This is a genomic window from Achromobacter sp. JD-1, from assembly GCF_038594925.1.
GTDB lineage: Bacteria > Pseudomonadota > Gammaproteobacteria > Burkholderiales > Burkholderiaceae_B > Achromobacter > Achromobacter spanius_C.
Genome location: NZ_JBCGCS010000022.1, coordinates 74,279 through 87,964, shown reverse-complemented (window position 1 = coordinate 87,964; position 13,686 = coordinate 74,279). Strand labels below are relative to the sequence as shown.

Genomic DNA, 13,686 nt, shown 5'->3' with positions numbered 1-13,686 from the left:
GCGCACGCAGAGGGTAGAAGCATGAGTATTCTTTCTGGCTACAAGGTTCTGGACTGCTCCATCGCCATGGCAGGGCCTTTCGCGGCGCAGCGCCTGGGCGACCTGGGCGCCGACGTGATCAAGATCGAGCCGCCCACCGGCGAATGGCAGCGGCACGCGCCCGCTGGCGGCATCACGGGCAACAAGATCAACGTGTCCTTTCTCTCGCTGAACCGCAACAAGCGCTCGCTCGCGATCGATCTGAAGAGCGCCGGCGGCAAAGAGATCATTCAGAAGCTCGCGGCGCAGGCCGATGTGTTTATCCAGAACTACCGTCCGGGTGTCGCCGGCCGTCTGGGTGTGGACTACGAGACCCTGTCGGCGCTGAACCCGCGCCTGATCTATGTATCGATGTCGGGCTTCGGCGAAGACGGCCCCTATGCCACGCGCCCCGGTCAGGACCTGCTGTTGCAGGCGATGTCGGGCGCCATGCTGTCGTCGGGCCGTGCGGGCGAAGCGCCACGCGCGGCGGGCCAGTATGTGGTCGACGCCGTCACCGCGTATTGCGCCTTCGAAGGCGTGCTGGCCGCGCTGCTGCACCGCGAGCGTACCGGCGAAGGCCAGAAGGTCGAGGTCAACATGCTGGATGCGATCACCACGATCCAGATGCAGGAGCTCTCGGTCTACACCGTGGGGCACAAGCCGCAGGTGCGCAGCGCCGAGCCGCATGCCCACGTGTACATCCGCGCCCCCTATGGCACCTTCGCGACGACCGACGGCTATCTGGCGCTTGCCATGCCCGACATGAAAGTGCTGGCGCGCGTGACCGAAGAGCCGCGCCTGGCGGAGTACACCGACGAGCGCGACGGTTGGGAAAAGCGCGACGAGATCTATGCGCTGGTGCGCGACACCCTCGCAAAGGCCTCGACCGCCGACTGGTTCGCCAAGCTTGATGCCGCCGGCATCTGGTGCAGCCCCGTCTACGGATACGCCGATCTGGTCGACGATCCGCAGATCGCGCACAACGGCACCTTCGTCGAGTATGAACATCCGACCGAAGGCAAGATCAAGACACCGGGCTTTCCGATCCGCTTTTCCAAGACGCCAAGCCAGGTGCTGCGCGGCGCACCGCTTACCGGCCAACACACCGACGAAGTGCTGCGCGATTTTGGCTTCAGCGCCGACGAGATCGCCGCGCATGCGGCCTCGGGCGCGGTGCTGCGTGGAACCTCGGAATGAGCGAACGCGCCCTGCCCTATCGTGGCCTGACCTGGGACCACCCGCGCGGCTTCAATGCCCTGCACGCCGCCACCGCGCACAGGCCGCTGGTGCACTGGGACAAGCAGTCGCTCGAAGGCTTCGAATCGGCGCCCATCGCCGAACTGTGCGCCCGCTATGACCTGGTGGTGCTGGATCACCCGCATCTGGGCGAGGCCCTGGCGCACGATTGCCTGCAAGCGCTAGACACCGTGTTCGCGCCCGACGAGCTGGCGCGGATCGCGCGGGACAGCATCGGGCTGTCGTACGACAGCTATCGCATGGCCGATCGCCAATGGGCGCTGCCGCTGGACGCCGCCACGCAGGTGATGGCCACGCGCGCCGATCGGCTCGACGGCCCCGTGCCGCGCACCTGGCGCGATGTGCTGACGCTGTCGCAACGCAGCGGCGCGGTCGCGCTCAGTTGGGGCGGTCCGCACCCGTTCCTGTCGCTGCTGTCGATCGCGGCCGCCATCGCGCCCGATACCGACCTGCGCCCGCACGGCGCCTGGCACGACGAGGCGACGCTTGCCGACGCGTGCGATGTGCTTAGCGAATTGGCGCGGCGCACGCCCGCGCACGCCCTGGCTTACAACCCGATCGCGCTGCTTGGCCACATGAGCTCGCGCGATGACATCGCGCTATGCCCGCTGGTCTATGGCTATGTGAACTACGCCACCGTAGCGGTGGCGAAACCGCTTACGTTCCGCGACGCGCCCGAGGCCGACGCGGGCAGGCCCGGCTCGATCCTCGGCGGCACCGGCATTGCGATATCCCGACGCTGCATCATGGGGCCGGAGTTGCGCGCGCATCTATTGTGGTTGCTCGCGGCCGATACCCAAAGCCGCTTCATCCCGCAGCATGAAGGACAGCCCAGCCATCGCGGCAGTTGGGCCGATGCGAACGTGAATGCGGCCAGCGGCAACTTCTATGCCAACACGGCCCGCACGCTCGAAGCCGCTTCGATCCGACCGCGACACGATGGCTACATCGCTTTCCAGAGCGAGGCCTCGCAGTTCCTGCGTGACGGCGTCGCCGCCCGCGCGCCCTCTCACTCATTGGCGCGCGGCCTGACTCAGCGCTTCCAGGCCAGCCTGGCCGCCGCCCCCAAGCACACCGCAACCTAAGGATGTCGACGTGAGCGCACTCGTCAATCTCAGTATCGATGGCCATGTCGCCATCATCGAACTCAATCGTCCCGAGAAGCTGAACGCAATGACGCCCGAGATGGCCGACCTGCTGATCGCGGCAGTGGAGCAATGCAACACCGACCCGCAGGTGCGCGCGGTGATTCTGACCGGCGCGGGCCCCAAGGCCTTCTGCGCCGGCTCGGACATTACCGAGCTTGACCGCTACGCCACGCCCTGGGATTTTCGCAATCGGCTCGACTACTGCGACTGCGTGCGCATGTTGAAGAAGCCCACGGTGGCGGCGATCAACGGCTATACCTTCGGCGGTGGCCTCGAGATGGCGTTGGCCTGCGATATCCGCATCGCCTCCGACAACGCGCGCCTGGGCGCACCCGAGATCAAGCTGGGCTGGATCGGCGGCGGCGGCATGACGGCGCAGCTTGTCCATGCGGTCGGCCCAAGCAACGCCGCACTGATGGTGCTGACCGGCGACCCCATCCGCGCCGAGCAGGCGCTGGCCTGGGGCCTGGTAAGCGAGGTGGTGCCGCAGGAGCAGTTGCGCGAACGCGCACAAGCGCTTGCCGCCACCATCGCTTCGCGCGCGCCTATCGCGGCCGAGACGGCACGCGTCAACCTGCGCGCCGCGCTGTCGATGCCGCTAGAGAAGGCCGTGGAATACGAGCGCGATCTGCAAGCGATCTGCTTCGCCACCGCCGACGCCAAGGAAGGCCGGAAGGCATTTGAAGAAAAGCGCGCGCCGAAGTTCGAGCGGCGCTGACGGGTGGGGGGACGCCCCAACAATTGCGCGACGAGTCGGGAGGCAGACCCTTGGCTGCCACCCGACCCTACTTCACCAGCGCGTTCTTGACCAACACGCCATCCTTGATGATCAGCAGAAATTTACGCTCGGCATCGCCGATCAGCGATAAGTCCTGCAACGGGTTGCCGTCGACCAAAATCAGGTCTGCCAGTGCACCTTCTCGAACCTCGCCCAGGTCGCCGCGATACGGATTGCGTGCGCCAGACAATTTAAGCAGTTGCGCATTGCCGCTAGTAGCCATCGTGAGCACTTGTGCGGGCGTGTACCAGCGCCCAAGGCTCGCCAGTATTTTCCCCTGTTGCTCAGCCAACTGGCTTGAAAACAGAATGTCGGTACCAAACGCGGTCTTCAACTGATGCTTGATCGCCAGCTTGTAGGTGCGGTCCGTGCCCGCGAATACCTCCAGTGCTTTTTCCCGCTCGTCGGAACCAGGAGGAAACACATCAGCGAGCGCATCGGGAAACGGCTGCGTGCTTAGCCAAGCGCCCGAGCGGGCGAGCATGGCAGCGGTTTCGTCGTCCATCAAACTGCCGTGCTCGATGCTAAGAACGCCCGCTTTGAGCGCGCGCTGTATCGCCGCCGGCGTGTACGCGTGTACCGATACATAAGTGCCCCAGTCCGTTGCAGCGGCAACTGCCGCGCTTAACTCGGCTTCCGTGAACGTCACCACATCGAGCGGACTGTGTGGCGACGACACGCCTCCCCCTCCGGTCAGCTTGATTTGCGTGGCGCCGCGCATCAACTGTTCGCGGGTACGCAGGCGCACTTCGTCTGGACTGTCGGCAATAGAGCTGTCGCCTACGATGTCATGACGCGACGCAGGCGCCCCCAACGTACGCGGCAGATCGTTCGTACTGCGAAAATCGCCATGGCCGCTGGTGACACTGATCATCGCGCCTGAGGGGTAGATACGCGGCCCCGGAATGACGCCTTGATCAATCGCGGCTTTTAGACCGAACACTGCGCCGCCTAAGTCACGCACGGTCGTGAACCCACGCATCAGCGTCTTTTCAGCTTCAACACCCGCCACCAAGTTCAAGTACCCGGTGTCTTGCGTCAGTGCCACCGCTACCGGCACACCGACGAACATGCTATGCCAGTGCGCATCGATCAACCCAGGCATCAACGTCCGTCCGCCGGCGTCGATGACCTGAGCACCGTCCACGTCAATTTTTTGGCGTGATATCTGCGCAATGACGGAGCCGCGCAGCAGCACATTGCTGGGTTCGGACAGATCCGGCGATATGCCATCAAAGATGCGCGCGTTTTCGATCAGAACCGGGGGGGCGTTCTGACGGGGCGAGGCCAGTGCCGCGGGGGGCGCCGCGGCATTCTCGTGGGACAGCGCGACATGATGGGACGCGAAAAACAGCGTCGCGGCGCACAGCAGAACTGCGGGTTTAACGTCCATAAGAGCTCCTTAGGGGCAGCGAACATGACGGAAACAACGCGGAAACAAGAGCGACGCTGATCTTTCAGACAGATATTCCAGAGTGGCGGATTGGCTGTTGGTGCTCAAGGTAGCGATCCTGCGGATAGTTGACTTTGGTCAATTGGCGCACGCTCTCAAGCACTAAGCTGCCAGAACTTCCCAATGCCATGCGGTACTGGTTGTGGACGTACACGCCATCGGCGCCGCTTTCGTGGAGACCAGTATGACTGCCAAGATGAGAGCCGCCGTATTCGCGGGCCAGGACCGTGTCGAGATACGTGAAAAGCCCATTCCTGACGTGGGGCCCAATGACGCGTTGATGCGGATTACCACCACCACGATCTGCGGAACCGATATTCACATCGTCAAGGGTGAATACCCGGTGAAAGAAGGCCTGACGATCGGTCACGAACCCGTCGGAACCATAGAAAAGCTTGGAACCGCGGTACGAGGCTACACCGAAGGCCAACGCGTGATTGCCGGCGCGATCTGTCCCAGTTTCAACTCCTATGCAGCCCAAGACGGCGCGCCGTCTCAGGACGGCACCTATCTGCTCGCCACGGGCATGTGCGGATGCCACGGGTACCGCGCCACTGCGGGATGGCGATTTGGCAACATGATAGATGGCGCCCAGGCGGAGTACCTGTTGGTGCCGGATGCCGAGGCCAATCTTGCGCCCGTGCCGGATGCGCTGAGCGACGAGCAGGTGCTCATGTGTCCGGACATCATGTCCACGGGTTTTAAAGGCGCCGAGAACGCCAATATTCGAATCGGCGATACGGTGGCGGTGTTTGCGCAGGGGCCGATCGGACTCTGCGCCACGGCCGGCGCCAGGTTGTTGGGCGCCACCACCATCATTGGGGTGGATGGAAACGCGCAGCGGCTGGCGATGGCGCAAGCCTGGGGCGCCGATGTCGTTCTGAATTTTCACGAGTGCGATGTCGTTGAGGAGATCTTGCGACTGACGGGTGGCAAGGGCGTCGACTCCGCGATTGAAGCCCTGGGGCAGCAGAGCACATTCGAATCGGCGTTGCGCGTCCTGAAACCTGGGGGCACCTTGTCCAGCCTGGGCGTCTATTCCAGTGACCTGACGATACCGGTTTCGGCTTTCGCGGCGGGCCTGGGCGATCACAGGATAAATACCGCCCTATGCCCTGGCGGCAAGGAGCGGATGCGACGCCTGATGAATGTTCTGCAATCGGGACGGCTGGATCTGACGAAGATGGTCACGCACCGCTACAGCCTGGACGACATCGCTCAGGCCTACGACTTATTCGCGAATCAGCGAGACAACGTATTGAAAGTGGCCATCCGGCCGTTCTGACAAGTCGGGTGCCTGCCATGCTGTGCTCCAGTGCTTTTGCGCCCGGCGTTGCGGTTCTTTCCGGACGTCGGCGCAAACATCGCGCCATCTTCATGATGGCCTGGCTTTGCCTTGCTGCCTTGGCGCATGGCCAGGGGGCAATGCAACCGGCCGACGTCGCCTCCGCGTATAGCCGGGAGGTTTCCCCAAGACTAGTGTTGCCGGATGCCGAACGTGCTCGTTACGGAGACCTCGCCACCCATGCGCTGGTATCCGCCGGCATCTCCTTATTGGCGCCTCAGTATGTTGTCATCGCCGACCGAAACATCTACGTGCAGGCGGTGTTCGTATATTGGTTGCACCCTGTCGCGCCACCCATGTATATCGACGCATCGCCCGCCTCTACCGGGCGGGTCGGCACGTTCGACCATTTCGAGACGCCGACCGGCGTGTTTCCGCATACCTTGGGTAACCCGGACTACCGCGCCCAAGGTGAAAAAAATGCAAACGGAATCCTCGGCTATGGCCTGAAGGGCATGCGTGTCTACGACTTCGGTTGGCAGGACGCCCGCCAAGGCTGGGGTGAGGAACGCATCGCCACGATGCGTTTGCAAATGCACGCGACCGACCCCTATTCGCTCGAGGCCAAGCTAGGTACGCCACAGTCCAAGGGCTGCATTCGTATCCCGGCCACGCTAAACGAATTTATTGACCGCCTAGGCCTGCTGGATGCCGAGTACGAACTCGCCGCGGCTTTAGGCACCCAGCCCTGGGTATTGCGCGCTAAAAGAACGCCGGCATACGGCGCGGGGCGCTATCTGATTGTCGTCGACACGGACCGTCGCGACCGCCCAGACTGGTCGCCTCGCCCTGTGATCAATCTGAAAAATCCATGACATCCCTGCTACGGCATGACGAGCTGGATCGAAGGCCGGTTTCTTCCACATCATGCGCGTGATGACGGCGCCCCGGCTGGCAGACGCCAGAACGTTGCGTTTTGTCAATTCGTCGCAGGCGGATAAGCCTACGCTTGTTCTACAAGCCTGGTACAGACCAGCGTCAGCGTAGCTTTAATTCTGGAGGTATCCCGTCATGCAGCCCGTCTACGAGCCCTATACGGCACTGTACAAATACGGCCTTGATGTCGCGCTATCGGCGGCATCAAACTATTTTGAATACGTAAAGGAGCTGAGAACCTTGCAGTTGAAGGTCGACAAGGAGATGGTGACCTGGATGCAACAAGCACATACCGAGATCGACGCTGAGCCCTCGATCGCAGGCATATGCGCCCTGCAACAGAAGCACATGACTGATCTGATCGATCGTGAACTGAAGTACTTCAAGGAACTGGAAAGAATCTTCCGGGAGGCTTCGGCATCGACCTCGCAAGCAATACGGAATAGCCGCAATCCTTGGCAGGACCGCTTTTCCCAAATTGCTGAAGACGTTGCCCAGGTTGTCGCTCATGGCAGCACGGCGGAAAAAATCAAAGCCTGATGTGGTCGCACTGCGGCCCAAACCCACCACACCGGCGTGATCATGCCAAAAACCCGTTCGAAGCGGGCTGCCGAGGAGGCATCCGACAATATTTTCAACGCGCTGAACTACAGCAAAGAAGCCCTGCTGGCGAGGCTGACCGGCGGTATTTCACCGGCCGCCACCACGCTTGCCATGCTGGACTGGTGGATCCATCTCCATGCGGCGCCCGGAACGCGGCTAAAGCTCGCCATGCTCTACGCCGATTCGATGGCAAAATTAGGCCAGCATGCGGCGCTATGCGCGACAGGCGGCACATACCCCAGCGCTGATATGCCCGACTCTCCGCGTAGCGCGGCACAGGCGTGGCGGCGTGAACCGTATCAATTCTGGATGCACGCTTTTTCCCTGACACGCCAATGGTGGGAACAGGCGACAAAGCAGGTGCCTGGCGTGGACGCGCACCACGTCGAACTGGTTTCCTTCTGTGCCAGGCAGTGGTGCGATCTCTTCTCGCCGGCGAATTTCCTGCTGTCCAATCCTGAAGCCCTGCAACGCACCGCGGACCAAGGTGGGGCAAATCTTGTCGCCGGATTCAGGAACTTCGTGGCCGACCTGCAAGGGATGACCGGCAACCCCGTCGATAGCGGGGCAGACCGCTTTCAAGTGGGCAAGACCATCGCCATAACACCTGGGGCCGTCGTATTCCGCAACCATCTTCTTGAACTTATCCAGTATGCGCCCACGACGGCCACGGTCCGGCCCGAGCCCATTTTCATTACGCCGGCCTGGATCATGAAGTACTACGTGCTGGACCTGTCTCCTCATAATTCGCTTATCCGTTACCTGGTCGCGCAGGGCTATACCGTCTTCTGCATTTCCTGGCGCAATGTCGGCGCCAAAGATCGCAACCTGTCTTTGGAGGACTACCGCGAATCCGGGTTCATGGCGGCGCTTGATGCTGTCACGCGGGTGGTCCCGGATCAGCGCGTTCATGCTGTTGGCTACTGCCTGGGAGGCACGCTGCTGTCCATCGCCGCGGCCGCCATGGCCGGACAAGGTGACGATCGGCTCGCAACGTTGACCCTGCTGGCGGCGCAAACGGACTTCACCGAGCCTGGCGGCCTGGGCTTATTCATCGGCGAAAGCGAGGTCAATTTTCTGGAAAGCATGATGTGGGCGCAAGGCTACCTGTCCGCGCAGCAGATGGCCGCTGCATTCCAAGCATTGCGGCCGATGGACGAGGCCTGCGGGCGGGCAACCCGCGCTTATTTGTTCGGTGAACGGTCGGCTCCCAATGACTTGGTCGCCTGGAATGCCGATTCCACGCACATGCCATATCGGATGCACTCGGAATACTTGCGAAAACTATTCCTGAACAACGAGCTCGCGGCGGGCCGCTGTCAAGCCGGCGGTCGGGTCATTGCGCTTCGCAATATCAGAACGCCAATATTCTTGCTGGGCACGGACGCCGACCGCATATCCCCCTGGCGCTCCGTCTACAAGGTGCACTATCAGACAGATGCCGACGTCCGCTTCGTACTGACCAGCGGCGGGCACAATGCCGGCGTGGTCAGCGAACCGGGACACATTGGACGCTGGTACAGAACCCGCGACACGCCGGCGAACGGCTTTCGGTGCGGGCCCGACGAATGGCTGCAAGACAGCGCGCTGCACCAGGGTTCATGGTGGCCCGAGTGGAGCGAATGGCTGGCGCAGCGTTCAGGTGCGCCAAGGCCTGCAAAACAAGAACTTGGCGTTGCGGGGAGCGATCAGTCGGCGCTCACGCTTGCGCCCGGGCGATATGTTTTTCAAAGGTAGTCGCCTTACCTGACCCAGGCGCGGGAAGATGCGTGTCGCGAGCCTTGGGCACGCGCATCATTCGATTTTTAGCGTCTTGTTCTGGTTCCCGGCGAGCTTGGGAAGCGTCAGCGTCAGCACGCCGTTATCACACACGGCTTTGGCGGCGGCTTGATCGATGGGACTGGCGAGCGACACGGTACGTTGAACGCGCCCCCAGTATCGTTCCTGTCGGATCACGTTGCCTCCTTCTTTGACTTCATTGTTCTGTTCCTTGTTAGCTGAAATCATTACTGTGTTCCCGTCGATTTCCACCGATATGTCCTTTTTATCGATGCCAGGGATTTCAGCCTTCAACACGTACTTGTCACCGGCCTCGGTAATGTCAATGTCCAGCCTGGGGGATCGTTCATCTGCCTGCGAACGAATCGGTCGCAGGAAGGCCTGGAACACATCAGCAACCGGGTCTGATGAAAACGGACTGTATTGTGTCAAACGGGTCATGTTCGTCTCCATTGCTTCAAGTGGTGAGCGGCTACCCACCCAGATGTCATGATGATCCGAGCGACGGGTTCAATGTTGATCAATGTCAATTGCAAAGCGGGGAGTTTCCATGTTCGATCACATCGGTTTCGGCGTCAGCGACATCAATCAAAGTCGCGACTTTTTCCTGCAAGCGTTAGCACCGCTTGGCGTCGGCCTGGCGATGGAAGGCCCCAATAGCATCGGGCTGGGCAAGAACGGGAAGCCGTCTTTATGGCTATACGCGACCGGTTCCGCCGCGGCGCCATTGCACATTGCCATTGCGGCGGCTACGCGGGCGGACGTGGACGCCTTCTATCAGGCGGCGCTGGCGGCCGGCGGCCGGGACAACGGCGCCCCGGGAATTCGGCCGCATTACCACCCCAACTATTACGCCGCCTTTGTATTCAGCCCAGATGGTCACAACGTGGAAGCCGTCTGTCATCGTTGAGCGGGTTTGAGCGGGTTCGACCTGTTTCTTAAAAGCGGCGTCGAACATGGCGCACTTCCGCTTGGCGCGGTCATATTTTTGTATGATGGGATCACTCTTTCAGCAATCTTCAATACGACAACGCAATGACGACCGAGACCATCGATTTGAATCCTGGCCCCATGACGGACACGCCATCGACGCCGCTGCGGCGTCAAGCCGAAGACGCTCTGCGCAAGACCATTCTCTCTGGCCGTTTCAAGCCCGGTGATCGCCTTAAAGAACGCGAATTGGTTGAACTGCTGAACGTAAGCCGCACGTTGGTTCGTGAAGCGCTACGACAGGTCGAGGCCGAAGGCCTGATCGAGATCGCGCCCAACCGCGGACCGGTGGTGGCGGTGCTGACTTATGAAGAAGCCGAGGATATCTACGAAGTCCGAGGCGTCCTGGAAGCGCAGATCTGCACTGGCTTCGCGCTGCGCGCGCGCAACGAGCACATGCAAGCGCTGGCGGCTACCTTCGACGAACTCGCCAGCGCCGCGCGCGAAGGCGACATTCTGCGCACGGTAGCGCTCAGCGACACCTTCTATGACATCATCGCCGCGGGCTGCGGCAATCGTCTGCTGGGCAGCATGCTGCAGCAACTGCATAACCGCATTGTGCTGCTGCGTCGCACGTCGTTGTCCGAGCCAAGCCGCCTACCCGAGACGTTGCACGAATTGACCCAGATCTTCGAGGCGCTAAAAGCACGCGACGAAGTGGCCGCTGGCAAGGCAGCGCTGCACCACGTACGTCAGGCGTCACGGACGGCATTGCAAGTCCTTCGACGCCGCCAACCCTAGGTACATGCCCTAAATTGTAGTACCGAATCCTCAATACATATATTTTTTGTAGTATTCTTTTTCCGCCAAGCACGTATTTTGGCGGTCTGCGAATACTTCCGCATGCCGCCGCCCTTCCAAGGAGCATTGCGGTCATGAATCGAAGATTGTTCAACTCAGGGCTGTTAGGCCTGCTGGCGGGAAGCACCCTTACACGGACCAGGCTCGCCATGGCGCAGAGCGGCCCGTTGCCTGCCTTGATCACCCTGGTAGTGCCGTTTGCTCCCGGCGGCGGCGCCGACCAGCTGGCCCGCGAATTCGCGCACTTTGCCCAATCGCGCGCACCCGGCACGACCTTCGTCGTCGAAAACAAACCCGGCGCCAACGGCGCCATCGCCGCCCGCCATGTCGCGCGCCAAAAGGCAGACGGCAGCACCCTGTTGCTGGGCACATCCAGCACCCACGTGCTGGGTCCGCTCATCGCCAAGGCGGCTCCGGACCAGATCATCAAAGAGTTCAGCCCGGCCACCCTGCTGGCCACCACGGCCAATGCACTGGCCGTCGCCAGCACCTCGCGTTGGAAGACACTTGATGATTTTCTGAATGACGCCCGTCAGCAGGCGTTGACCTACGGCACCTTTGGCACCGGTTCTTCGGCGCACTTGTACGGCGTGCTGCTGGCGCAATCAACCGGAGCCAAGCTGTCCCATGTGCCCTACAAAGGTTCCGGTCAAGCCGTCACCGACCTCATGGGCGACCATATCAACGCGGTATTCCTCACCAGCAGTGCGCTGGAAGGCTTGGTCCGAGAAGGCAAGATCCGGGTGCTGGGGGTCACCGGCAATGCGCGAACGCACGTGTTCCCCGACATCAAGACTTTTGAGGAACAACAGGTGAAGCAGTTGGCCTTCAGCGGCTGGTTCGGACTGTTTTCACCCGCAGGCACGCCGACGCCCGTTTGTGAAGCGGTTGCCGCGCTTGCGGCCGATCTGGGCAAAGACTCGGCGGTTCGTCAACGCATGGTCGGACAAGGGTATGACTGGGTTGGATCCACGCCGCAAGCGCTACAGGACGCGTTGCGAAGCACCATCGCGGTTTACCAAAAAGTCCTGGCGACCAAACCCGCCGACCTGGGCGCTTAAGGCGGCGCCCAACCTGGCACGACAGGTTGGGCCGCCTACCATCGGGCTACATCATCGTGGCCCGACGCTCAGGACATGCTGCCTCGGCGGTCAGCGGGTCGGCTCAGCCTTAAGAAAGCCACACACAGCCTGAGCGAAAAGCTCGGGTTGGTCATCGTGGATGTAATGCCCGGCATCAGGAATCTCGATCGCGGTGACGCGCGGATTCAGGCCGCACATATGCTGCGCCATCTCAGGTTGCAGGTAGTCCGACCGGCCCCCTCTTACCACCAATGTTTCACAGGCAATTGCCTGTATGCATGCGTCTAGATCCACGCGTCGCGCGGGGTCCGGATTCAAACGCGTGGCGGCGATACCCGCATGATCGTAGCGCCAGGTATAGCCGCCGTCGGCAGTGGCTTTGAGCATGCTCTTCAGGCGCTGATCGCGCGCCGCTTCAGTAACCGTGGGACGCAAGGCGCGCATGAAGGCTGCGGCCTCATCCCAGGAAGCGAAGCAATCCGGAGTGGTGGAAAGCTCCTTGCGGATCCGGGCCGCGCCGGCGCTGGCCTCGAAGGCGCCAGGGCCGGCGTCCTCAACGATCAGCCTGCGCACACGCGCCGGATGCCGCGCCGCAAATATGATTGCGTTGATACCGCCCATCGAGTGGCCCAAGAGGTCGAACTGATGCAGGTCCATTTGGTTCGTGATTGCCTCCAGATCCTTTACATAGGCATCGGCGTAGTAGTTCCGCTCGGGATCCCAATCGGAGCTGCCGCGTCCGCGTTGATCGAAAGCAATCACGCGCACGCCCGGTTGCAAGGCTGCCGCCAGCCGCGAGAAGGTCTCGGCGTAGCCTCGGATGCCATGAAGCATGACGACAGGCCACGCGGTACTGCTACCCCACTCGGTTACGTGAAAGCCCAAGCCGGAAGCGGTCAGCGTATAGTCGCGTCGATCCATTTGCATCCTCCTTCGTGGTGTCAGTAAAGGCCGTTCTGGCCTTGCACATCGGCGGCCAGCAAGCCTCCCAGGCGCGCGTTCAGCCGCCCCCGCGTGGCAAACGCCCAGATCAGTATGACCTCGTCGCGGTTCGGGCCGTCGTTGAACGTGGCCGTAACGGTGTCATAGTGCGATCGCACATATAGCGCATTTTTGTGCGCCAGCGGAATGTCGATGGCTGTGCCAGGCACACCACGCTTACCGGTGGAAGGTACCCACGATTTGGCGCCACCCAACGCTTCGCGCACCGGGTTGGCCGCCGGGTTGGTCAGAAGCGCATTGCCATGCTCGTACTCGCCATCCATGCCCACCAGACATGCCTTGCCATAGCTCTCGATGGCACGGCCCTGCGCGGCCTCGCGAATACGGCGACCAAACTCCTGGCCTAGCTCTGGAGACGGATCAATCCAGGCAGACAAATCTTGAACGTACTTGCCCGCAAAGGGGTTGTAGAGGCAGGCGGCGATGACGAACTTCAGCAATGGCTCGCCATCGGCCGGAGCGCCGGCTTCACCCGCCAGGGCTTCCTCGGTTTGCAGATACCACTTGCGAATGTGAAAAGCGCTGAAATTGGGAGTTTTCATAGGTACGAC

14 protein-coding genes are annotated in these 13,686 nt (G+C 61.7%); 10 read left to right on the top strand and 4 right to left on the bottom strand.

Going from position 1 to position 13,686, the window contains the following annotated elements; genetic code table 11:
• Nucleotides 1–21: 21 nt before the first annotated feature.
• The 3 genes from WBR68_RS25870 to WBR68_RS25860 are packed head-to-tail and all read left to right on the top strand — an operon-like array spanning nucleotide 22 to nucleotide 3,144.
• Nucleotides 22–1,218 (top strand): CaiB/BaiF CoA transferase family protein, encoded by a 1,197-nt coding sequence (locus WBR68_RS25870; protein WP_230695637.1) that lies wholly within the window; start codon nucleotides 22–24, stop codon nucleotides 1,216–1,218.
• Complete coding sequence (locus WBR68_RS25865) at nucleotides 1,215–2,363, top strand: carbohydrate ABC transporter substrate-binding protein (protein WP_127185356.1); 1,149 nt, start codon at nucleotides 1,215–1,217, stop codon at nucleotides 2,361–2,363. Before WBR68_RS25870 ends, WBR68_RS25865 begins: the two co-directional genes overlap by 4 nt.
• Before the next feature lie 10 nt (nucleotides 2,364–2,373).
• Nucleotides 2,374–3,144: an enoyl-CoA hydratase/isomerase family protein gene (locus tag WBR68_RS25860; protein ID WP_127185357.1), complete on the top strand. Its 771-nt coding sequence runs from the start codon at nucleotides 2,374–2,376 to the stop codon at nucleotides 3,142–3,144.
• A gap of 67 nt (nucleotides 3,145–3,211) precedes the next feature.
• On the opposite strand, the gene WBR68_RS25855 is transcribed toward WBR68_RS25860, so the two are convergent.
• Complete coding sequence (locus tag WBR68_RS25855; RefSeq protein ID WP_230695636.1) at nucleotides 3,212–4,597, bottom strand: metal-dependent hydrolase family protein; 1,386 nt, start codon at nucleotides 4,595–4,597, stop codon at nucleotides 3,212–3,214.
• Between the two features lie 244 nt (nucleotides 4,598–4,841).
• Between WBR68_RS25855 and WBR68_RS25850 the strand changes: the two genes are divergently transcribed.
• The 4 genes from WBR68_RS25850 (at nucleotide 4,842) to WBR68_RS25835 (ending at nucleotide 9,218) form a co-directional block, all read left to right on the top strand.
• Nucleotides 4,842–5,942, top strand: coding sequence for an NAD(P)-dependent alcohol dehydrogenase (locus WBR68_RS25850; RefSeq protein WP_050447780.1), 1,101 nt, complete (start codon nucleotides 4,842–4,844; stop codon nucleotides 5,940–5,942).
• 17 nt (nucleotides 5,943–5,959) lie between these two features.
• The gene (locus tag WBR68_RS25845; protein ID WP_230695635.1) at nucleotides 5,960–6,817 is read left to right on the top strand and encodes a L,D-transpeptidase; all 858 of its coding nucleotides are present in this window, start codon (nucleotides 5,960–5,962) and stop codon (nucleotides 6,815–6,817) included.
• A gap of 196 nt (nucleotides 6,818–7,013) precedes the next feature.
• Complete coding sequence (locus WBR68_RS25840; RefSeq protein ID WP_230695634.1) at nucleotides 7,014–7,418, top strand: hypothetical protein; 405 nt, start codon at nucleotides 7,014–7,016, stop codon at nucleotides 7,416–7,418.
• 42 nt (nucleotides 7,419–7,460) lie between these two features.
• A complete protein-coding gene (locus tag WBR68_RS25835; RefSeq protein ID WP_230695633.1) occupies nucleotides 7,461–9,218 on the top strand; it encodes a PHA/PHB synthase family protein in 1,758 nt (585 codons plus the stop codon).
• A gap of 57 nt (nucleotides 9,219–9,275) precedes the next feature.
• Here the strand turns inward: WBR68_RS25835 and WBR68_RS25830 are convergent, their stop codons facing one another.
• Nucleotides 9,276–9,701: an Hsp20/alpha crystallin family protein gene (locus tag WBR68_RS25830; RefSeq protein WP_050447776.1), complete on the bottom strand. Its 426-nt coding sequence runs from the start codon at nucleotides 9,699–9,701 to the stop codon at nucleotides 9,276–9,278.
• Nucleotides 9,702–9,810: 109 nt separating this feature from the next.
• Here WBR68_RS25830 and WBR68_RS25825 point away from each other — a divergent pair, with 109 nt between their 5' ends.
• The 3 genes from WBR68_RS25825 to WBR68_RS25815 all read left to right on the top strand — a co-directional run bounded on the left by WBR68_RS25825 (nucleotide 9,811) and on the right by WBR68_RS25815 (nucleotide 12,112).
• Nucleotides 9,811–10,170, top strand: coding sequence for a VOC family protein (locus tag WBR68_RS25825; RefSeq protein WP_050447775.1), 360 nt, complete (start codon nucleotides 9,811–9,813; stop codon nucleotides 10,168–10,170).
• A 125-nt stretch (nucleotides 10,171–10,295) separates the two neighbouring features.
• Nucleotides 10,296–10,991: a GntR family transcriptional regulator gene (locus tag WBR68_RS25820; RefSeq protein ID WP_050447774.1), complete on the top strand. Its 696-nt coding sequence runs from the start codon at nucleotides 10,296–10,298 to the stop codon at nucleotides 10,989–10,991.
• A 134-nt stretch (nucleotides 10,992–11,125) separates the two neighbouring features.
• Nucleotides 11,126–12,112 (top strand): tripartite tricarboxylate transporter substrate binding protein, encoded by a 987-nt coding sequence (locus tag WBR68_RS25815; RefSeq protein WP_230695632.1) that lies wholly within the window; start codon nucleotides 11,126–11,128, stop codon nucleotides 12,110–12,112.
• Nucleotides 12,113–12,202: 90 nt separating this feature from the next.
• Here WBR68_RS25815 and WBR68_RS25810 read toward each other — a convergent pair whose 3' ends face one another.
• Together WBR68_RS25810 and WBR68_RS25805 are read right to left on the bottom strand one after the other, a co-directional pair.
• Nucleotides 12,203–13,054, bottom strand: coding sequence for an alpha/beta fold hydrolase (locus WBR68_RS25810; RefSeq protein WP_050447772.1), 852 nt, complete (start codon nucleotides 13,052–13,054; stop codon nucleotides 12,203–12,205).
• A 20-nt stretch (nucleotides 13,055–13,074) separates the two neighbouring features.
• Nucleotides 13,075–13,677: an amino acid synthesis family protein gene (locus WBR68_RS25805; RefSeq protein ID WP_127185362.1), complete on the bottom strand. Its 603-nt coding sequence runs from the start codon at nucleotides 13,675–13,677 to the stop codon at nucleotides 13,075–13,077.
• Between the last annotated feature and the right edge of the window lie 9 nt (nucleotides 13,678–13,686).